The sequence below is a fragment of the Citrobacter sp. Cm046 genome (genome assembly GCF_030333065.1).
In the GTDB taxonomy this organism is placed as follows: Bacteria; Pseudomonadota; Gammaproteobacteria; order Enterobacterales; family Enterobacteriaceae; genus Citrobacter; species Citrobacter murliniae.
In genome coordinates, this window is the sequence record NZ_JAOWGP010000036.1 from 380757 (window position 1) to 400158 (window position 19402).

Consider the following 19402-nt stretch of genomic DNA (forward strand, 5'->3'; position numbering starts at 1 on the left):
ACTTTACCCTTAAGTCTGTAAAAAACACGATTGAATCACGGCCTTTGCAGTACCGCAACGGCGAATGTCAAAGATTGAAAATCATCTTGACGGCGAACTTTCGATTTCTATAATGAGTGCTTACTCACTCATAATCAAGAGTCAGTCGCGCAAACCAACGGAAAGGAGGCGCGTTTAAGGTCAGGATATGAAGCGTCTCACAGTTTGTGTGGTTGTTATTATGCTCATTGCCGCTACTGCAAGTTTACCATTCGTACTCAATGCTGGATTTGGTCAGGCGCCGCAAGGGGCACAACTAAGCCAGGTTGAACAGTCGCCACACTATCGTGATGGACAGTTTCATAACCAGGTGCCTACACCGGGCTATACCGGCAACAAAAGTATGCTGGCGGCGTGGTGGGAGTTTCTGGTTGCTAAACGTGAAAATGCGCGGCCTGCACAGCCGCTACCGCTGGTGGCGACCCATCTCGCGAGTTTATCACCGGAGCAAGATACCCTGGTCTGGCTGGGCCACTCCTCGTGGTACTTACAGTTGGCTGGCCAACGAATCCTTATTGATCCGGTGTTCAGCAATTACGCAGCGCCGTTTTCGTTTCTGAATAAAGCCTTTGTCGGGGATTACCCGTGGACGGCGCAGAACATGCCGGAAATCGATTTGCTGATCATCTCACATGACCACTATGACCATCTGGATCATGCAACCATCAAGGCATTGATGCCAAAGATTAAACGGGTGATTACCCCGCTTGGCGTTGGTTCACACCTGCGTTACTGGGGGATGAACAGCGAGATAATAGAGGAGCGTGACTGGAATCAGTCCGTCAGAGTGACTGATTCACTGATTGTCCATGTACTGCCGGCGCGCCATTTTTCGGGGAGAGGCATTAAACGTAATCAAACGCTGTGGGCAAGTTTCATGTTTGAAACGCCAGAACAGAACGTTTATTACAGCGGAGACTCCGGCTACGGACCGCATTTTAAAGCGATTGGCGAGCAGTTTGGTACGGTCGATTTAGCCATCATGGAAAATGGTCAATATGACCAGGACTGGAAGTTTATCCACATGATGCCGGAAGAGACTGCGCAGGCGGCAGCGGATCTCCATGCGAAAGCCGTTTTACCGGGACATGCCGGTCGCTTCGTTCTGGCAAAACACACCTGGGACGATCCCTACAAACGCCTGGCGCTTGCCAGTCGCCTCAAAGATTACCGTTTGCTGACGCCTATGCTGGGTGAGCAGGTAGTACTGTCCGAACCAGACCAACAGTTTACGGCCTGGTGGCAGCAAACGGCCCAATGAACACAGGGAGATGACGATGACGATTTCTGCTCAGGTTATCGAAACAATTGTCGAATGGATTGATGATAATTTAAATCAACCATTGCGCATTGATGATATTGCCCGCCACGCGGGATATTCAAAATGGCACTTGCAGCGTCTGTTTATGCAGTACAAAGGTGAAAGCCTCGGGCGTTACATCCGTGAACGTAAGCTATTACTGGCGGCGCGTGACCTGCGTGATACCGACCAGAAAGTGTACGATATTTGTCTGAAGTATGGCTTCGATTCACAACAGACTTTTACACGGATTTTCACTCGTACGTTTAGCCAGCCGCCCGGCGCTTATCGTAAAGAAAATCACAGTCGCACCCACTAGCGCAGCAAGGGTTCTCGCGGGATTAATCTGCCAGCGAGAACCAGCGTCGCCAGATGAAGCGCAGAACAAAATACTCAATCACCCCCAGCAGTAAAAACCACAGACAAAACAGCAAAGTATAAAACTGATTGAGATCCATTAAATGAAAGGCGGCGACGAACTTTTGTGCCAGCACCAGGCCGAGCGAGGGCGCAGGTAGCAGCAGGCAGGAAAGAAACGCCATCAGCAGGATCCCGGCGGCGGTCATTAGTGATTCAAGCGGGTGTTTCATAACATTGTTAAACTTGAGTTAAAAACCCATTGTCCGGGATATCTTCCGCTAACGCAAACCCTGCTTAAAGCCCAGACCAGATCTCACAATGTTTCTTCACCAGACCGCTTAATGACCCGCCTTTCGCGACGAAATCACGCATCTGTTGCGCTTCATTATGACCATTTTTCACCTGCTGTCGTAGGGCGGTAATCGCGCTGGTAGCGCCCACTTTTTTCGCCGAGGATGCAACGTTTTCCAGCAGCCGTAGCGTGTCATCCGCCAGACGATGATGATCCCCGGTGTTCACATCGGTTAATACCCCATCCATACCAAAACGGCAGGCCTGAAAACGATTAAATTTGTAAAGCAGGTAATCACGCTCCTGGTGTTTGAACGGACGTTCGGTTAATAACCAGTGGGAGGTGGCCTGAATTAATCCTGCCATATTAACGGCATGGTCAAGGGTCAGTGGGGTGTCCATCACCCGAACTTCTACTGTGCCAAAGTGCGGGCTTGGGCGGATATCCCAGTGCAGATCTTTAATGCTGTCAATCATGCTGGTCCAGGACAGTCGGCGAAACAGTCCTTCAAATTCCTGCCAGGTTTTAACCCATGGCATGGGGCCGTTATCGGGAAATCCGGAGAAAATATTAAGGCGCGCGCAGGCAAATCGTGTGTCGGCTTCCTGCATGTAAGGTGAGGCGGCTGAGAGTGCAATAAAATGGGGAACAAACCGCGACAGGCCGTGCAGGAGGTAAATCGCGTCATCACCGTTTTCACAGCCAACGTGGACATGCTGACCAAACACAGTCGCCTGCTGAATGAGATAGCCAAAGTTTTCCAGGTTACGCCGGTAGCGCTCGTCATCACACACTTCCTGGCGCTGCCACTTTTGAAAGGGATGTGTACCCCCGCCGCAAATTTCGAGGTGGTATTTACCGGCAGATCGCATAATGACCTGCTGCATAGTGGAAAATTCCGCCGCTGCCTGATCAATGTTGCGACAGACGCCGGTCGCCATCTCCAGCATACTTTCGGTGATATCGTGTTTCACCTCTCCGGCGGTGAGTTGTGGTTTAACATCGTCGATCAGCCGAGAAGAGTCCTGACTCAGATCGAAACCTGGAGGGTTGACCACCTGCATTTCCAGTTCAATCCCTAACGTAAACGGTTCGGAGACGTGAAAATCGGGTAGTGACATAGCGCTTTCCCTTCTGCGTTGATTTTTAATCAGTATAGAAGGGCAGGGGGTTTTTCGTTCAGTGTCAGAAATCGCGCACCTGCGCTTTGACCGTAAAATGGCCGATGCTATAACTGTTTTTTACTTTTTATACAGGGGTGAACTGTGCCGGAAATAAATGTTTATGGGCAGACGGTAGGAGACGCACTTCCAGACTGGAATGGCGTGTCAGCACTGACTCGGATTTTGCTGGAAGGGCATTATTGCCGTCTTGAGCCTTTGGATGCCGACAGCCATGCAGCCGATCTGTTTGACGCCTACGCGCAGGCTCCTGATGAACGTGACTGGACCTGGCTTGCCAGCACACGTCCATCGAACGTTGAGGAGACCGTGCGCTGGATTATGGGGAAATCAACAGATGCGTCTCTGGTTCCCTATGCGGTGATTGATTTACGCTCAGGACGTGCCGTGGGTCTGGTGTGTTTTATGGCGATCGATCTTGTAAACGGCTCGGTGGAAATTGGTCATGTGACATGGTCGCCACGCATGAAAAATACGGTGCTGGGCACCGAAACCATCTGGCTGTTGCTGAACCAGGCATTTGCTATGGGCTACCGTCGCGTGGAGTGGAAATGTGACTCGCTGAATGTCGCGTCCCGTCGGGCGGCGGAGCGTTTAGGGTTTGTTCACGAAGGACGCTTTCGCCAGAAAATTGTGCGTAAGGGACGCAATCGCGACAGCGACTGGCTATCGATGATTGACGGCGAGTGGCCGCAATGTGACGCCGTTTTGCAGCGCTGGCTGGCCCCGGAAAACTTTGACGAAAAAGGGCGACAGCGAAAAACGCTGGTGGCATGTAGAGCGATTTAAGTTAACGCCCGCAGTTTGTGATATCTGCGGGCGAATTGGCATTTACCAACAGATAAAGCCGCCGTCCACCACCAGATCTACACCGGTGCAAAATGAGGCGGCATCGCTGGCAAGAAATAACGCCGGGCCTGCCATTTCTTCCACCTTAGCCATTCGCTGAATGGGCGTCTGGCTTTCAAATTCCCGTGTCTGATGAACCATCTCCGGACGGGTATTCATCGGTGTGGCGGTATAGCCTGGGCTGATTGAGTTCACGCGAATACCTTTTTCAATCCACTCCATCGCCAGGCTTTTTGAGAGATGAATGACGCCTGCTTTGGAACTGTTGTAATGCGCCTGTTCAAGTCCCCGGTTAACGATAATCCCGGACATGGAAGCGATGTTGATGATCGAACCGCCGCCGGATTCAATCATCAGTTCTGCTTCGGCTTTACAGGAGTTCCATACGCCGGTGAGATTGATGTCAATTACGCGTTGCCACTGCTCGCTCTCCATTTCCAGCGCGGGATTGGCGTTAGCGATACCTGCCGCATTCACTGCAATATCCAGACGACCGAATTGCTCTTTCGCCAGCGCAACTGCGGCGCGCAGGTCGTTAAGCTGCCGGACATCGCCCGAATAGAGTGCAGCCTGCCCGCCAATTGCTTCGATATTATTGACGGTCTCTTTTAGTCCGCCGTCTTCGCGCAAGTCAAAGCAAACTACGCGAGCACCCGCACTGGCGAGGGCATACACGATAGTTTGACCAATACCGCTGCCTGCGCCGGTCACGAAAGCGACGCGCCCTTCAAGGTTAAACAGTTGTTGAGCAAAATCTTTTGCGATCATAGTGATGACTCTCCCTGCGAATACCCTTGCGGGCGTTACGACATAATCAGGCCGCCATCGATATTGATGGTTTGTCCGGTGAGATAACGAGCATCGTCAGAGGCCAGGAAAGCGACCAGTCCGGCGACATCCTCAGGTTTGCCCGCTCGTTTCATGGGAATGCCTTCAACCCATTCCGCCATCAGTTCACCTTTACCATAGCGTTTTTCATCGGTACTAAGGATCTCTCCCCATACGCGGTCGTTGTAATCCCACATTTCACTTTCGATAATTCCCGGGCAGAAAGCATTGACGGTGATATTCCACGGTGCCAGCTCATGCGCCAGACTTTGAGTAATACCGATCACGCCCATCTTGCTGGCGGCATAATGCGGGGTGTAGATAAAACCTTGGCGTCCCTGACCGGAGGACGTGTTAATCAGGCAGCCCTGGTTTTGTTTAACCATATATTTTGCGGCTTCCCTGCAGCAGAGCCACACACCGGTAGTGTTTACGGCGAGGACCTTTTCGAAATCCGCTTTCGGCATGCGGTCGAAATAATCGATAGTGATAACACCTGCGTTCTGGATGGATACATCAATGGTGCCAAAGCGCGCGGCGGCCTGTTCATACAGTGATTGCACCTGCGCCTCATTGGTGACATCAACCTGCAAAGACAGAATGTCGGCCTGGTAACGATGACGCAGTTGTTCAGCCGTTTCGTGGACACGTTCGGCATTGGATACCATCACCAGATTTGCGCCGTCTCGGGCGAAACGTTCGGCGATACCGGCTCCAATTCCCCGGCATGCGCCTGTGATGACGATTGTCTTACCATGAAAATCACGTTGCATATTTCTTTCCCCTGTATAAGCCGGGCATCAGATGCCCGGCGGAATGATGCTGATTAGCTGGATATCGTGTTTGCCGAGGGTGCCGCCGTCTGCTTTTCTTCATGGCGACGCATCAGAATGACCTTGTTCTGTAGCTTTTGCTGGAACTGGTCGACGACCACAGCAGTGACGATAACAACGCCTTTAATCACCATTTGCCAGAAATCGCTGACACCCATCATCACCATGCCATCCGCCAGAAAGACGATTACAAAGGCTCCGATAATGGAGCCGGATACCCGTCCGCGTCCGCCAGCAAGAGCAGTTCCGCCCAGGACGGTGGCTCCAATGGCATCCATTTCAAACATGTTTCCGGTCATGGGATGTGCAGTTTGCAGTTGCGATGCCACAATCAGACCGACAAAAGCGGCACACAACCCGGAGAAGGCGTACACGAAGATTTTCGCTTTTACGATAGGTACGCCAGCCAGGCGCGCAGCAGATTCGTTCCCCCCGATAGCGTAGATATAGCGACCAAGCGGGGTTTTGGTGGTGATCCAATAGCCCAATATCAGGAAAGCAATCATCAACCAGATGGGCAGATAAATCCCCAGTAGCGTGCCTGAACCCAGCGTGGCAAAGCCCGTGTTACCCAGTGCTTCTATACCGTTAAGGTTGGGGTAGGTGCTACCGTCATTAAACAGCAAGGCGGAACCCCTGGCGACGTACATCATGCCGAGGGTACAGATAAAGGGTGCAACTCCGAAGCGAGTGATTACCGCGCCGTTAACAAATCCAACAATGATGCCGAAGATAGCGACAAAGAGAATAACTTCTGGCACGTTGAAAAAGAGGATATTACCGCCCCAGATGGGCAGTCCATTGGTAAGCAAGGCTCCGGCGACCATGCCGCAGATCCCGGCGACGGCTCCGACTGACAGATCAATGCCTCCTGTCAGGATCACCAGCGTCATACCAATCGCCAGTAACCCGGTGATCGCAACATGCTGGGTCATAATCAGCAGGTTAGATGTGGTCAGGAAATTCGGTACCATCACGCTGAAGAATGCGATCACCAGCAGCAGAGCGATAAACGTTCTGGCCTTCAGCAGGTACATATAAATCATATATTTCTGGTTCATGATGGATTCCAGCCTGATTAATCTTGAGGTGTAGAAGCCGCGATCAATTTCTCGCGAGTGACCGAATGGCGAGGGACATCTGCGGTAATGCGGCCATCGGCCATCACCAGAATGCGGTCCGCCAGCGCCATCACTTCGTCCAGCTCTGATGAGGAGAACATCACCGCCAGCCCTTGCTGAGCCATTTTGCCGATAAGGTGATATACGTCAGTTTTGGCGCCTACATCGATGCCGCGAGTAGGTTCATCGAGGAAGACCACTTGTGGTTGCGTCATTAATGCTTTGCCGAGCACAACCTTTTGCTGGTTGCCTCCACTCAATGAGGTGATAGGCAGCTCGGGATCGCTGACTTTGATGGCCAACTGCTGGATCATATTCTTCACGCTGGCCTGTTCTTTATGCGGGTTGAGCCATTTCCAGGCACGGCGAAATCCTTTCAGGCTGAAGTCAGACAGCGTCATGTTGGACTGAATTGACATCATCTGAATGACTCCTTCGCCCTGTCTGTCTTCTGGTACCAGCGCCAGCCCTTTTTTCAGTCGGGACTGAAAGTGGGCTTTATTAATGCATTCACCGTTGAGCTGAACATTCCCACTCTGGCAAGGCATCAGTCCAACCAGGCCTTTGAACAGTTCTGTACGTCCTGCGCCCAGCAGACCGTAGATTCCAATCACTTCACTTTTACTTAAGCTAAATGTTACGTCATTGAGCTTATAGCCGCCGCTGGGATGGAGCGCTGTGAGTCCCTGAACAGAAAGGATCGTGTCACCTTTTGGTGCAGGCTGATAATCGAAATGTTTTTTCTTATCGCCAACCATTTGCTCAATGATCCATGGAATGCTGGCATCGCTGACCGTTCTTTCACTGATAAATCGACCATCACGGAAGATAGTGATGTAGTCACCAATTTCCATCAGTTCTTCAAGACGATGAGATATATAGATGATGGTAACGCCACGCCGCTTGAGCTGCTCAATCACATTGAACAACACCTTTACCTCAGACTGGCTGAGGGCTGACGTTGGTTCGTCCATAATGAGAACGCGCGTATCTTTTGAAAGGGCACGGGCAATCTCAACCAGTTGCTGGTGGCCAATCCCGAGTTCATCCAGGGGCGTATACGGATCAACTTCCAGCTCAAGTCTTTCCAGTAAAGATTTAGCCAATGCATACTGGTACTTTTCGTTAATTCTCCCTTTCTGAAAGAACTCATTAGCCATGAAGATGTTGTCCATGACGTTCATATTTGGGAATAGATTCAATTCCTGGAAAATAATGCTAATACCCTGTTTTTCAGCCTGATGAGTTGAGTTCAGGGAAACTGGCTTGCCGTCCAGATAGATTTGACCGGACGATGGGCTTTCAACACCAGCAAGCATTTTCATCATGGTGGATTTACCGGCACCATTTTCTCCGATCCGCACGTTTACTTTATTACGATATACCCGGTAATTAACGCTATCTAATGCGACTACCCCAGGGTAGACGCGTGACAGATCGCGGGTTTCGATAATAACTTCTGATTCGACTGGATGGGGAGCGACGATATCTTGCTGTTGCATTTTACTGTCCCCTCATCTTTTCTATTTTTGCCGGTGTAATATCCGGGAGCGTTTGCGGAATATCCCATGAAGAAAAAACACCATAGACTTGTGTTAATTCACCAGTTTTAAGTTGCGACGCTTGAATCATCTTTATCGCTTGTTCGTTAATGGCCCGACCGTATTCGCCAAATAATACCTGGTCGTTGAAGTCGCCATAGCTGGCACCTTTATAGGCATCGCGTAATTGCGTACCACGCAGGGTTGGGCCTATCTGTACGATAATATTGCTGCCGCTTTTATCCGTGATAGTCATTTTTCCACTGCGGGAAGTGGTATCAAGATGACTAATTGGCCCCTCTACTTTCACGTAAAAGATACAGGGGTTTTCTTCCTGGGAACGGTAGCCAAGATTTTTACAGGCGCTATCAATGTCTGGCTCGGTTTGCAACGCGGCCATTAATTCAGCTACCGGACGAGCCTGTCCAACAATTTGTGGGACAATTTTGCTTTGCCACGTTTGGTCTATATTCGCCATATTTGGGTTTGGTGGAGATTTGAGATCCGCCAGCTCTTGCTGAGAGACGATGCGACATCCTCCGACGGTCAATACGGCCAGCGCCAGCCAGGCTTTTTTAGTCATAATATTCTCCTTTGCGCCTCGCGAGAGGCGCAATAACCCGAGATCAGGATTTGATATTGAAATCCTGTACTTTATCTGCGTTATCTTTAGTGATGAGAATGCCGCGGAACATGACGCGTTGTTTAGCTGGTTTTACGCCATTTTGCAGGTAGTTATCCAGGTCCGTGACGCCCTGTGCAGCGATCGCCTGAGCCTGAAGCATCACCGTGGCTTGTAGTGTTCCTGCTTTTACCGCATCGCGTTCGTCGTTGCTGCCATCAATGCCAACGACAATAACGTCGCTACGGTTGGCTGCTTTGAGCGCGGCGATGGCGCCAAGCGCTACAGGACCGTTACCGCAGATGACACCTTTAACGTCCGGATGTGCCTGCAGAATGCTGTCCATAATACGTTTACCGTCGATAAGCGTACCTTTTGCATCCTGTTTGGCGACGCTGGTCATGTCCGGGAACTGATCAATAACCTGGTGGAAGGACTTAGAGCGAGTAACGCAGTTATTATCAGCAAGGTTACAGGTCAATTCGGCATATTTGCCTTTTTCGCCCATCTTCTCAACAAATACGTTGGCCACTTCAGAACCAGCCTGGAAGTTATTATGGGTGATTTGTACAAGCGCAACATCATCAACCGGAATTTCCCTGTTGATTAATATGACAGGAATACCTGCTTTTTTTGCTTTTTCAATTGCCGCAACACTGGCGGTTGAGTCTGCATTATCCAGCACAATACCCTGGACTTTTTTGCCGATGGCGGTATCGATTAATTCATTCTGTTTTTTAACATCTTCACTGTGCGAAAGAATCGTGGTTTTGTAACCTAACTCTTGCGCTTTTTCACTGGCACCTTTTGCTTCAGAGGCGTAATAAGGGTTATCCAGTGAGTTAACCATAATCATGATTGTCCCTTTATCTGCAGCATGGGCAGTAAAAGACAAAGCAGTCAGGGTTGCAGCGGTTAGCAGCGTTAAACGTAATTTCATGACAATGTTCTCTCTGTGTTGTTATTGTCGGGTACGGTGAAACAACGTAAAGCCTTAATTCTTTTATGGGCCGGAGTTCTCCTTTTATCGTTGGTAAAAAATCGTCACGTATTTTCCCTGGTAAGGCGTCAGACGGACGAGGCCGGTTTCCATAATGTTCTGTCTACCGCATGACGCCATTCTTGCCACCTTTTTTGCAGACGGTGATGACGGGCCATGTCGGGCTGAAATTTGCTGTGTACGGTTAAAAAGGCTTTTAAATCAGTGAGCGATCCAGGGTGAAGTGCTTTACGCGCCAGTAATGCTGCGCCAATGGCCGAAAGTTCCGGTACATCGCTGCGCATCACGGGGCAACCCAATAGATCTGCCTGATATTGCATTAACCAGTCATTCCTGGTTGGTCCGCCATCAACCATCAATGCTGACAGGCTAAAATCATTATGCTGTTGCATAGTGACCACGACGTCGGCGATTTGGTAAGTAATCGACTCGAGCGCGGCGCGAATTAAATGCGCCCGCTTTACACCCCGACTGAGTCCGCAGATAACGCCGCGGGCGCTGTCATTCCACCAGGGCGCGCCTAGCCCGGTGAGGGCTGGGACAAAGTACACGCCGAGCGTTGATTCAACAGACTCTGGAAGGGTATTCAGCTCGTGAGTTAGTTCGGCGTCAGGCAGTTCGCTGAGTCCGGTGCTTTCCGCCATCCACGCAACTGCATCGCCGGTGTGTGGAATATTTCCTTCAAGGCCGTAAATGATGCTGTCGCCATCGTGCCAGGCGATAGTGGTAGCCAGCGCACCAATATCACTCTGCGCGGATTTCACCGGAGCCATTACAGAAGAACCTGTGCCGTACGTGGCCTTAACGCATCCCATCTCACCGAGAGCATGGCCGAACAAAGCGGCGTGTGAGTCACCGACCATCGACATCACCGGAATCCCGTCCGGGATCCCATTCAGTCCACGGGTGTGACCAAATAACCCGCTCGATGGTTTGATTTCCGGCAATGCGGCGCGAGGAATATGGAACAATGACAGCATGGTGTCATCCCACTCTCCGGTGTGCAGATTGAGTAACTGTGTGCGTGCAGCATTGGAATAGTCGCAGGAGAAAGCTTCACCACCGGTTAAGTTCCACAGCAGCCAGCTATCGATTGTTCCAAGACAAATTAGTCCCTGTTCCGCGAGCAGTGGGCCATCGGTCACCGATTCCAGCAGCCAGCGCATTTTAGATGCTGAGAACAATGGGGCTATTGGCAGGCCTGTCGTTGTTTTAATCAACTGCTCTTTATTATCCTGGCGCAGTGCCTCGCAGTAAGCTGCACTGCGGGTACATTGCCAGGTGATGGCTGAATTCAGTGGTTTACCTGTATGACGATACCAGCCAATCGCGGTTTCTCGCTGATTACTGATCGCCAGTGCTGCCACGTTTTCTGCCCCAACGTGATTCACCGCTTTGGCAATGACGTCAATAGAAGCGTCAATCAACATTTCGCCGGATTGTTCAACCCAACCTTCTCGCGGAGTATGAATGGCCAGTGGTTGGGAAAACTTTGCGACGACATTGCCCTGATCATCAAGCGCTATTGCTTTCGCATTGGTCGTGCCTTCATCCAGCGCAATAATGAACTCTTTCTTCGCTGCACACATAGATTATCTCCTGAGTCACATTGCGTCCCGGCGTTGTAGGGAAATTCTCCCTCATTGTCGCGTCATTACTTCATCAGGTTCAGTTGTGACATATCGAATCTTTAATTTGTGAATATATATTCGGTATTGATTATTTATTTAATACCTTAGCCACAATCTGGCTGTTGAGCTACAGAAAAAATCATCAATTGTGCTGGTAATCACACTTAGCCTGACCAGGGAATACCCACTCGCAGCAAAAATTATGAGAAGGTGAATCCTTTCAGTTTATTGAAATTAAAGAGTTTTATGATGGCCTTTGTGTCAGGTGCTCACAACACACAGGCCTGGTTGGAAGTTAAGATTAGCCTGTTATCAACATGCGGGCGGTAGGATAGTCGGTGATCAGAACGTCGATATAGCCGCCATACAGCGCACCCTTAATCGCGGCAACCTTATCCGTTCCTCCTGCCAGTGCCACCACATTCGGACATTTTTTCACTTTGTCGAGGGCCATACCGATAACCGGATCTTCATCATCCGTTAATACCGGTTGACCATTTTTGTCATAGTAGTGCAGACAAATATCGCCAACGGCACCGCGATCGGCCAGGACTTGCAGCATATCTTCGTGATAGTAGTTACCTGAGGTTTTCAGTAACTGAGAAGGTTCCAGAATACCGACACCAACAATAGCGATATCGACATTATCGAAGCGAGAAATGACGTCAGCGACGTCTTTACTGGCGATGAGGCGATTTTTCTCTTCGACCGAGCCTTCGATGCTTTGTGATGGAAGTAACCAGGCTTCACAGTTCAAATGTTGAGCAAGTGTCTGTGTCAGAATGGTAGCCTGTACGTTACCGTTAGGTCCTACACCACCCAGTAGTTGAATAACGCCGCCTGCTTTAAGATTTTGGGTGTGGACTTCATCAACCATGGCGCGAATTGTTGAACTCCATGAAGATACCCCTACCAGATCTTTGGGCCGCAAGCGTGTTTCCAGGTAGTGTGCGGCGGCAGAGCCGATGGCCCGCTTGATGGTGTAATCACTGGCATCCTCTTCCGTATCCACCACAATTGCCTGCTTCAGCCCGTAGCGTTCTTCGATGCCTTTCTCAAGATTCAGGAAGATATTTGAGGGCTGGACGACGCTGATTTTTACCACACCTTCTTTTTGGCAGCGAGTGATGGCTCGGGATATAAACGACTGAGAAAGCGAGAGAAGCTGAGCAATATCGGATTGTTTGCGTCCCTCAAGATAGTAAAGGGTTGCGATTTTAACCAATAGCCGTTGTTCATCCTGCTTAGCCATATATTTCCCCGAAAATCATTTACGTACCGCCATTATCTTAGAGTGTTTTATCATACGCGAAAAATGAAGACAGTTAAGTGTGATAAAGCTCTAACTTTAACCAATACTCAAAAACAGCTATGGACAAAAATGGAAAATGGGTCGCATAATTGAATAAAGAGTCATCTGTGAATATATATTCATGATGATTTCAGGTCAACTGAATATTACCCGGCATCAGTTTGCATGCGGTAAGGAGGCAGAATGTTCCTGAGTATGACGCAGCGCGCAAGCCTTGTGATGCAACGCCTGGGGATTTCTGGTTTTTTTAGTCCCTGATGGAATAAATATTCCATATTGAAAATAAATTCAGAGGTATTAAATGAATCCCTACAACTATGATGTCCAGACACTTGAGCGCAAAGCGCGAGCTGTACGCCGCCACATCGTTAGACTGAATGCTAACAGCCCTGCGGGGGGACATACTGGCGCAGACCTCTCTCAGGTCGAACTGCTGACAGCGCTCTATTTCCGAATTCTTAATGTTGCCCCGGATCGTATCAATGATGAAGAGCGCGACGTTTATATCCAGTCTAAAGGGCATGCGGTAGGGTGTTACTACTGTGTCCTGGCGGAGGCGGGTTATTTCCCCATCGATTGGCTGGAAACGTATCAACATGCCAATTCCCATCTCCCCGGACACCCCGTTCGCCAGAAAACACCGGGCATTGAACTGAATACAGGCGCGTTGGGCCATGGTTTACCTGTTGCGGTCGGATTGGCGTTAGCAGCGAAGAAGAGCAACAGCACCCGCCGTATCTTTTTAATTACCGGTGACGGTGAACTAGCTGAGGGAAGTAACTGGGAGGCGGCACTGGCTGCGGCTCATTATGGTCTGGATAATCTAATCATTATCAACGACAAAAATAATCTCCAGTTGGCTGGGCCGACCCGAGAAATTATGAATACCGATCCTCTGGCAGATAAATGGTTGGCTTTTGGCATGAATGTTATGGAATGTCAGGGGAATGACATGACGTCTGTTGTCGCTGCGCTGGATGGCCTGAAGCAGGAGGGGAAACCTAATGTCATTATTGCCAATACCACGAAAGGCGCAGGTATCTCCTTTATTCAGGGGCGTCCCGAATGGCACCACCGCGTACCGAAAGGTGAAGAGATTGAACTGGCACTGGAGGAACTGAAAGATGAGTAATGCAGAGCACCTCGCAAACGTTATGGTCCAGGCATTTATTGACGCAGTAGAACGTGGTGTCGATCTGGTGCCGGTAGTCGCCGACTCTACATCAACCGCAAAAATCGCCCCCTTCATTAAGCAGTTTCCAGGGCGTTTGGTGAATGTGGGGATTGCCGAGCAAAGCATGGTTGGAACGGCGGCTGGTTTGGCCCTCGGCGGCAAGGTGGCTGTCACTTGTAATGCCGCGCCATTCCTGATCTCACGTGCCAATGAGCAAATTAAGGTCGACGTTTGTTACAACAATACTAATGTGAAGTTATTTGGTCTTAACGCGGGTGCCAGCTATGGTCCGCTGGCGAGTACTCACCACTCGATTGATGATATTGCCATTATGCGCGGCTTCGGCAACATTCAGATTTTTGCCCCATCTTCGCCGCGTGAATGTCGTCAGGTTATCGACTACGCCATCGGTTATCAGGGGCCGGTTTATATCCGTCTTGACGGGAAAGCACTTCCGGAGCTCCATGACGAGAGTTATCGTTTTGTTCCAGGGGCGGTGGTGACGCTGCGTGAAGGAGGCAATGTAGCGCTGGTGGCGACAGGTTCGACAGTGCATGAAATCGTTGATGCTGCCGCGCTGTTGGCTGATTCCGGTATTCAGGCGACGGTGGTCAGTGTACCTTCAATTCGACCGTGTGATACGAAAGCGCTTTTATCTGCATTACAGGGCTGTAAAGCGGTGATTACCGTGGAAGAGCATAACGTTAATGGTGGTCTGGGAAGTCTGGTGGCAGAAGTGTTGGCAGAAGCAGGGGAGGGAGCGGTTCTGAGGCGGTTAGGGATCCCTGATGGTGAGTATGCAGCAGCAGCCGATCGTGGCTGGCTGCGTCAGTACCACGGATTTGACGCGCAGGCGATTGCCACTCTGGCACGTGAAATACTTTGAATACTAATCTGTCGCCAGGGAGATAACGTGGCTGTCTGAAAACAGCCACTGCACACGGTATGTCCGGGCGGGTGTCAGCAGGAGCAACTGCTGTTTCTGAACGCTGACAATTTGATATTGCAAAAAACCGGCGTTTACCTGTTGTAAAGCTGGGGTCGCTTTGAAGGCGCTCTCTTTGGCGGAAAAAGCCAGTGTGAGCGCCTGTTCAAAGGGCAGTCCACTCTCTACCATCCATGCTTTTTCTTCATCAGTCACTATGCTGCTTGCCAGCTCCGCTGCGGTTTGTGGCGTAAAAATGCGTTCCATATCCACGCCAACCGGATATGAAGATACGACGGCAAGCGCCGTGTGTTCGCAATGACTGATACTGCCAAACAAACTTTCTGGCCACAGGGGCTGGCGACGGTCGCCGATGCCGGGGATGTTTTTGATGCCATATTCACGCAGGGCATGGACTGCGGCAATACGCCCCGCCAGGTGTTCTGATTTTCGCTTCCGTCCGGCAGAGATTAGCTGTGCGTGATGGGGGAGCCAGAGTAAATCGTGCTCGTGAAAGCTGTCGGGCTCAAATTCGACAAGATGCAGCGTGTGGTCTGCAAAGGGAAGTGGTGTGTGTGTTGTGCGCATTGTCTTTGACAAATTCCCTCTCCTCACCAGGAGGAGAGGGAAAAATATTATCAGAAGCGCGTGTTAACGCTCATGTACCACGTACGACCCGGTTCGTTATAGGTGTACGCACCTGCGCCTGCCATATAAGAAACGTCGGTCGTGCTGCCAGTGGTTTGGGCATTACCTGCACGCCACAAACGTTTGTCGAAGACGTTATCCACGCCGCCGGTCAGGCTGACATTTTTCATCACATCCCAGGTCGCGCTCAGGCCGACAATGCTGTACGGACTCACCTCATTTGCGGAGCTGCCGGTAACCGGTTTACCCTGGTAATCGTATTTTTTCGGCTGCTGTTTGCCATACCAGGTGAAGGTAGACTGCAATGACAAATCTTCGCGAGCCTGCCAGCTTAAGGTAGAGTTCAGCGTATATTCTGGAATAATCGACAGGCGCTCGCCGGTCTCTTTATTCTTGCTTTGCAGCATGTAAGTGATGTTGTTCGTCCAGTTAACGGTTTCGCTCACTGGTACGTTCAACGTCCCTTCCAGACCTTCGACCACAGCTTTAGGCACGTTCTCCCACTGATAGATATCGGTGTAAGTTGTCTTGCCTTTATTGGTGATGGACGTTCTGTCAAATGGCGTGGTACCGGCTTCGATCTTGTTACGGTAATCGTTGCGGAACCAGGTTACGCCGGCCAGCCAGCCATCGCGCTTGAACTCCAGGCCAATCTCTTTGTTGATACTGGTTTCTGCTTTTAGATCATCGTTGCCCATCATATAGCAACCAATGCCGCTGGCGGCTCCGGTGGCATAGCAACCCTGACCTTTACTGTACAGAATATAGTTCGGGTTGAGCTGGTACAGGCTTGGTGCTTTGTAGGCGCGAGCGATCCCCATTTTCAGGGTAAAGTCATCACCCAGACCTTGTGACAGGTTCAGAGAAGGACTCCAGTTATCGCCCACAATGCTGTGATGGTCGAAACGCAGGCCCGGTGTCAGCATGGTGCTGTCGGTCAGCTCCATATTGTTTTCAGCAAACAGGGAGAAAATTTCCGCTTTGGAATACGGGCTACGATCGGTGCTGTTGAAGCCAGGGATGTTGCCGCCCATAAAGGTTTGCGAGTTGGACAGCATGTCTTTCATACGCTGTTGGTTCCATTCGGTACCGAGCGTCAGATTTTGGTTAACCAGCAGATCCAGCGGAATACTGATTTCACTGTGCAGCATGACATCGTTCAGATCGGCATCAACATATTTTTGCGATGCGTTCGGGTCAAAGATCCCTTCTGTACCCCCGGCTAAACCTTCCGGCGTACGGGAGTTACGCGTATGTTCATACTGCACCCAGTTGCTGGTGGTAACGCCGTTATCCCAGCCGCCGTTCCAGGTCAGGGAGTAGTTTTGACGGTACAGACGATTGGTCTCTTTACCGTAGTTATCTTTCACCAGTTGGTTGGTGTTGGTGTTTTGGGTGTCGCCAGCGTACAGGTTGCCCTGGCGGCTATACCCGGCTTCAAGTTCCAGTGACTGGAGTGGAGCGAAATCCCAGCGTACAACGCCGTTGATGTCTTTGTTGATCACACCTTCGCGACCGGCAGGTAACGTGTTGGCATAGGTGCCGGTACGCTCTGACTGATGTCCCTGGTTGATATCCCATGCGTCGGCCTGGGTTTTATCGAGATTACCGTACAGGCGGAAGCTGAAATCCCCACCCATCGGGCCATTAAGGCTAAAGGTGGTACGTTTGGTCGAGCCTTCGTCTTTGTGTTCCGGGGCGTTGAAATAGGTATCCCAGGAACCGTGCCATTCGTTGCTGCCTTTTTTGGTGATGATATTCACCACGCCGCCCGCCGCACCGTTGCCGTAGCGTGCAGCAGCAGGGCCACGCAGTACTTCAATGCGCTCAATCATTTCCGGGGGTACCCAGGAGGTATCACCACGGGTATCGCGCTCGCCGCGCCAGCCCTGACGTACGGAGTTGCGGCTGGTGACTGGCTTACCGTCGATCAGGATCAGGGTGTTTTCTGGTCCCATACCGCGAATATCGATCTGACGGTTGTTACCACGCTGACCGCTGGTTGAGTTACCGGTCAGGTTAACACCAGGCATGGTACGGATGATTTCCGAGACATCGCGAGCGGGAGGATTCTTACGGATTTCATCAGCAGTGATGGTTGAAACGCCTGGCGCCTGCAGGTTCTGTTGGGCGGCAGTGACGACGATGGTGTCTTCATGAGAGACGGCGGCGCTGTCGGTGTTATCTTCTGCCATTGCTGGCAGTGCTACCCCGTAAATACCTAAATTGACCAATAAGGCCAGTGAATGAATCTTGTTGTTCATTGTATGTCCTGCTTTCTTTTAGCCACGAGTACCAATGTGCCGTTTTGAAGCACCAGGCCTGATGTCGCCCGCATCTGCGAAAACTATCCATTCCAGAAAAAGTTCGCAGCGCCAGGTCGGTTTATAAGTGGTGAAATAATGCGCGCGCTTCCCACAGCGCGGTAATACGCTATTGCAAATGCAAATAGTTATCAATAATATTATCAATATATTTCACGCCTAAATAAAAAATTGCACAATAAACATGGGGTTATGACGGTGACGACGTTAATGATGGGAAGCGAAGCGTGGTGGCAGTCAAAACAAGGCCCTGAGTGGGTGCGCGAGGATAGCGGTGATTACCGTGTGACCTTTTGGTGGCGTGATCCGCAGGGAACGGAGAAAACGTCGGCAATTCGTCATGTGTGGGTCTACATTACCGGTGTGACCGATCACCATCAAAATGCCATTCCCCAGTCGATGCAACGCATTGATGGTACAAATGTTTGGTGCTGGAGCACCACTATGAGCGCTCACTGGCGCGGTAGCTACTGCTTTATCCCCTCTGAACGAAACGATATTTTTGCCGCGTTATCTGCTGGTGATACGCCAGACAGAGCGACTCTTCGGGAAGGTTGGCGCCAACTGTTGCCGCAGGCGATTGCCGATCCCCTCAATCCCCAAAGCTGGCAAGGCGGGCGTGGTCATGCGGTTTCGGCGCTGGAAATGCCTGATGCGCCCGTCCAGCCAGGCTGGGATTATCCTGAACCCCCTGACACACCCGCGATATGCCTGCAATGGCGTAGCGCACGGCTGGGTAATACGCGACGCGTGTGGGTATTTACCACTGGCGAGGCCAGCCCTGAGGATCGCCCGCTCGCTATTCTGCTGGATGGCCAGTTTTGGGCGCAAAGTATGCCCGTCTGGCCAGCACTGACTTCACTTACTCACCGCAATCAGCTTCCAGCTGCCGTTTATCTCCTGATCGATGCCATCGACACGTCTCATCGCAGCCATGAGTTGCCGTGTAATGCTGATTTTTGGTTGGCAGTACAGCAGGAGTTGCTGCCACTGGTGAAGGCGACTACCGCGTTCAGCGATGACCCGCAGCGCACCGTGGTGGCCGGGCAAAGTTTTGGCGGATTGTCATCGATGTACGCTGGATTGACCTGGCCTGAACGTTTTGGCTGCGTGCTCAGCCAGTCCGGCTCCTACTGGTGGCCTCATCGTGATAGTCATCAGGATGGGGTGATTATTGAACAACTAAAGGCGGGAGCGTTAAGCGCTCGGGGCCTGCGTATTGTTCTGGAAGCCGGTACTCGCGAACCGATTATTTTTCGCGCGAATCAGAGGCTTTACGCCCAGTTCCCTCCCGATTCACGGTCTTTTTTCTGGCGTCAGGTTGATGGTGGACACGATGCGCTTTGCTGGCGCGGCGGATTGATGCAGGGGCTGATGACGCTCTGGCAACCGCTTATCGACACGATTTAACCGGACGATGTT

18 protein-coding genes are annotated in these 19402 nt (G+C 50.9%); 6 read left to right on the forward strand and 12 right to left on the reverse strand.

The features are described from left to right. The first annotated feature begins 187 nt into the window (after positions 1-187). Both OGX98_RS08425 and OGX98_RS08430 read left to right on the forward strand, forming a co-directional pair. Positions 188-1300 carry an MBL fold metallo-hydrolase gene (locus OGX98_RS08425; protein ID WP_048221891.1) on the forward strand — a complete coding sequence of 371 codons (1113 nt, stop codon included), beginning with the start codon at positions 188-190 and terminating at the stop codon, positions 1298-1300. A gap of 16 nt (positions 1301-1316) precedes the next feature. After that, positions 1317-1658, forward strand: a complete 342-nt coding sequence (locus OGX98_RS08430) for a RamA family antibiotic efflux transcriptional regulator (protein WP_045440915.1) — start codon at positions 1317-1319, stop codon at positions 1656-1658. Between the two features lie 22 nt (positions 1659-1680). Here OGX98_RS08430 and OGX98_RS08435 read toward each other — a convergent pair whose 3' ends face one another. Beyond that, positions 1681-1929, reverse strand: coding sequence for a DUF1158 domain-containing protein (locus tag OGX98_RS08435; protein WP_045440916.1), 249 nt, complete (start codon positions 1927-1929; stop codon positions 1681-1683). Between the two features lie 64 nt (positions 1930-1993). Further along, positions 1994-3112 carry a YbdK family carboxylate-amine ligase gene (locus OGX98_RS08440; RefSeq protein ID WP_045440919.1) on the reverse strand — a complete coding sequence of 373 codons (1119 nt, stop codon included), beginning with the start codon at positions 3110-3112 and terminating at the stop codon, positions 1994-1996. Between the two features lie 144 nt (positions 3113-3256). Between OGX98_RS08440 and OGX98_RS08445 the strand changes: the two genes are divergently transcribed. After that, positions 3257-3961 (forward strand): GNAT family N-acetyltransferase, encoded by a 705-nt coding sequence (locus OGX98_RS08445; protein WP_286595108.1) that lies wholly within the window; start codon positions 3257-3259, stop codon positions 3959-3961. A 42-nt stretch (positions 3962-4003) separates the two neighbouring features. Here OGX98_RS08445 and OGX98_RS08450 read toward each other — a convergent pair whose 3' ends face one another. The 8 genes from OGX98_RS08450 to OGX98_RS08485 form a co-directional block, all read right to left on the reverse strand. Continuing rightward, a complete protein-coding gene (locus tag OGX98_RS08450; RefSeq protein WP_286595109.1) occupies positions 4004-4789 on the reverse strand; it encodes an SDR family oxidoreductase in 786 nt (261 codons plus the stop codon). 35 nt (positions 4790-4824) lie between these two features. Beyond that, positions 4825-5622, reverse strand: a complete 798-nt coding sequence (locus tag OGX98_RS08455) for an SDR family oxidoreductase (protein WP_200010485.1) — start codon at positions 5620-5622, stop codon at positions 4825-4827. 53 nt (positions 5623-5675) lie between these two features. Then, on the reverse strand, positions 5676-6743 hold the full coding sequence (locus OGX98_RS08460) for an ABC transporter permease (RefSeq protein ID WP_045440927.1): 1068 nt from the start codon (positions 6741-6743) through the stop codon (positions 5676-5678). 17 nt (positions 6744-6760) lie between these two features. Beyond that, a complete protein-coding gene (locus OGX98_RS08465; protein WP_286595110.1) occupies positions 6761-8305 on the reverse strand; it encodes a sugar ABC transporter ATP-binding protein in 1545 nt (514 codons plus the stop codon). A 1-nt stretch (position 8306) separates the two neighbouring features. Further along, a complete protein-coding gene (locus OGX98_RS08470) occupies positions 8307-8927 on the reverse strand; it encodes a DUF2291 family protein (protein ID WP_045440931.1) in 621 nt (206 codons plus the stop codon). 43 nt (positions 8928-8970) lie between these two features. Further along, a complete protein-coding gene (locus OGX98_RS08475; RefSeq protein WP_045440932.1) occupies positions 8971-9906 on the reverse strand; it encodes a D-ribose ABC transporter substrate-binding protein in 936 nt (311 codons plus the stop codon). Between the two features lie 128 nt (positions 9907-10034). Next, positions 10035-11555 (reverse strand): FGGY family carbohydrate kinase, encoded by a 1521-nt coding sequence (locus OGX98_RS08480; protein ID WP_045440934.1) that lies wholly within the window; start codon positions 11553-11555, stop codon positions 10035-10037. 343 nt (positions 11556-11898) lie between these two features. Then, positions 11899-12849, reverse strand: coding sequence for a sugar-binding transcriptional regulator (locus OGX98_RS08485; RefSeq protein ID WP_286595111.1), 951 nt, complete (start codon positions 12847-12849; stop codon positions 11899-11901). A 361-nt stretch (positions 12850-13210) separates the two neighbouring features. Here OGX98_RS08485 and OGX98_RS08490 point away from each other — a divergent pair, with 361 nt between their 5' ends. Both OGX98_RS08490 and OGX98_RS08495 read left to right on the forward strand, forming a co-directional pair. After that, on the forward strand, positions 13211-14041 hold the full coding sequence (locus OGX98_RS08490; RefSeq protein ID WP_045440938.1) for a transketolase: 831 nt from the start codon (positions 13211-13213) through the stop codon (positions 14039-14041). Beyond that, on the forward strand, positions 14034-14969 hold the full coding sequence (locus OGX98_RS08495) for a transketolase family protein (RefSeq protein WP_045440940.1): 936 nt from the start codon (positions 14034-14036) through the stop codon (positions 14967-14969). The genes OGX98_RS08490 and OGX98_RS08495 overlap by 8 nt, the downstream gene beginning before the upstream one ends. A 3-nt stretch (positions 14970-14972) precedes the next feature. Here the strand turns inward: OGX98_RS08495 and entD are convergent, their stop codons facing one another. Both entD and OGX98_RS08505 read right to left on the reverse strand, forming a co-directional pair. Continuing rightward, the gene (entD, locus tag OGX98_RS08500) at positions 14973-15596 is read right to left on the reverse strand and encodes an enterobactin synthase subunit EntD (protein WP_200041984.1); all 624 of its coding nucleotides are present in this window, start codon (positions 15594-15596) and stop codon (positions 14973-14975) included. 50 nt (positions 15597-15646) lie between these two features. Beyond that, positions 15647-17920 carry a TonB-dependent siderophore receptor gene (locus OGX98_RS08505; protein ID WP_045440945.1) on the reverse strand — a complete coding sequence of 758 codons (2274 nt, stop codon included), beginning with the start codon at positions 17918-17920 and terminating at the stop codon, positions 15647-15649. A 252-nt stretch (positions 17921-18172) separates the two neighbouring features. Here OGX98_RS08505 and fes point away from each other — a divergent pair, with 252 nt between their 5' ends. Beyond that, complete coding sequence (gene fes, locus OGX98_RS08510) at positions 18173-19390, forward strand: enterochelin esterase (RefSeq protein ID WP_225760628.1); 1218 nt, start codon at positions 18173-18175, stop codon at positions 19388-19390. Positions 19391-19402: the final 12 nt, after the last annotated feature.

What these genes read in the sequence shown, in the direction of transcription:
- OGX98_RS08425 (WP_048221891.1), top strand. Translation starts at nt 188, where the DNA reads ATGAAGCGTCTCACAGTTTGTGTGGTTGTTATTATGCTCATTGCCGCT.
- OGX98_RS08430 (WP_045440915.1), top strand. Translation starts at nt 1,317, where the DNA reads ATGACGATTTCTGCTCAGGTTATCGAAACAATTGTCGAATGGATTGAT.
- OGX98_RS08435 (WP_045440916.1), bottom strand. Translation starts at nt 1,929, where the DNA reads ATGAAACACCCGCTTGAATCACTAATGACCGCCGCCGGGATCCTGCTG.
- OGX98_RS08440 (WP_045440919.1), bottom strand. Translation starts at nt 3,112, where the DNA reads ATGTCACTACCCGATTTTCACGTCTCCGAACCGTTTACGTTAGGGATT.
- OGX98_RS08450 (WP_286595109.1), bottom strand. Translation starts at nt 4,789, where the DNA reads ATGATCGCAAAAGATTTTGCTCAACAACTGTTTAACCTTGAAGGGCGC.
- OGX98_RS08455 (WP_200010485.1), bottom strand. Translation starts at nt 5,622, where the DNA reads ATGCAACGTGATTTTCATGGTAAGACAATCGTCATCACAGGCGCATGC.
- OGX98_RS08460 (WP_045440927.1), bottom strand. Translation starts at nt 6,743, where the DNA reads ATGAACCAGAAATATATGATTTATATGTACCTGCTGAAGGCCAGAACG.
- OGX98_RS08465 (WP_286595110.1), bottom strand. Translation starts at nt 8,305, where the DNA reads ATGCAACAGCAAGATATCGTCGCTCCCCATCCAGTCGAATCAGAAGTT.
- OGX98_RS08470 (WP_045440931.1), bottom strand. Translation starts at nt 8,927, where the DNA reads ATGACTAAAAAAGCCTGGCTGGCGCTGGCCGTATTGACCGTCGGAGGA.
- OGX98_RS08475 (WP_045440932.1), bottom strand. Translation starts at nt 9,906, where the DNA reads ATGAAATTACGTTTAACGCTGCTAACCGCTGCAACCCTGACTGCTTTG.
- OGX98_RS08480 (WP_045440934.1), bottom strand. Translation starts at nt 11,555, where the DNA reads ATGTGTGCAGCGAAGAAAGAGTTCATTATTGCGCTGGATGAAGGCACG.
- OGX98_RS08485 (WP_286595111.1), bottom strand. Translation starts at nt 12,849, where the DNA reads ATGGCTAAGCAGGATGAACAACGGCTATTGGTTAAAATCGCAACCCTT.
- OGX98_RS08490 (WP_045440938.1), top strand. Translation starts at nt 13,211, where the DNA reads ATGAATCCCTACAACTATGATGTCCAGACACTTGAGCGCAAAGCGCGA.
- OGX98_RS08495 (WP_045440940.1), top strand. Translation starts at nt 14,034, where the DNA reads ATGAGTAATGCAGAGCACCTCGCAAACGTTATGGTCCAGGCATTTATT.
- entD (WP_200041984.1), bottom strand. Translation starts at nt 15,596, where the DNA reads ATGCGCACAACACACACACCACTTCCCTTTGCAGACCACACGCTGCAT.
- OGX98_RS08505 (WP_045440945.1), bottom strand. Translation starts at nt 17,920, where the DNA reads ATGAACAACAAGATTCATTCACTGGCCTTATTGGTCAATTTAGGTATT.
- fes (WP_225760628.1), top strand. Translation starts at nt 18,173, where the DNA reads ATGACGGTGACGACGTTAATGATGGGAAGCGAAGCGTGGTGGCAGTCA.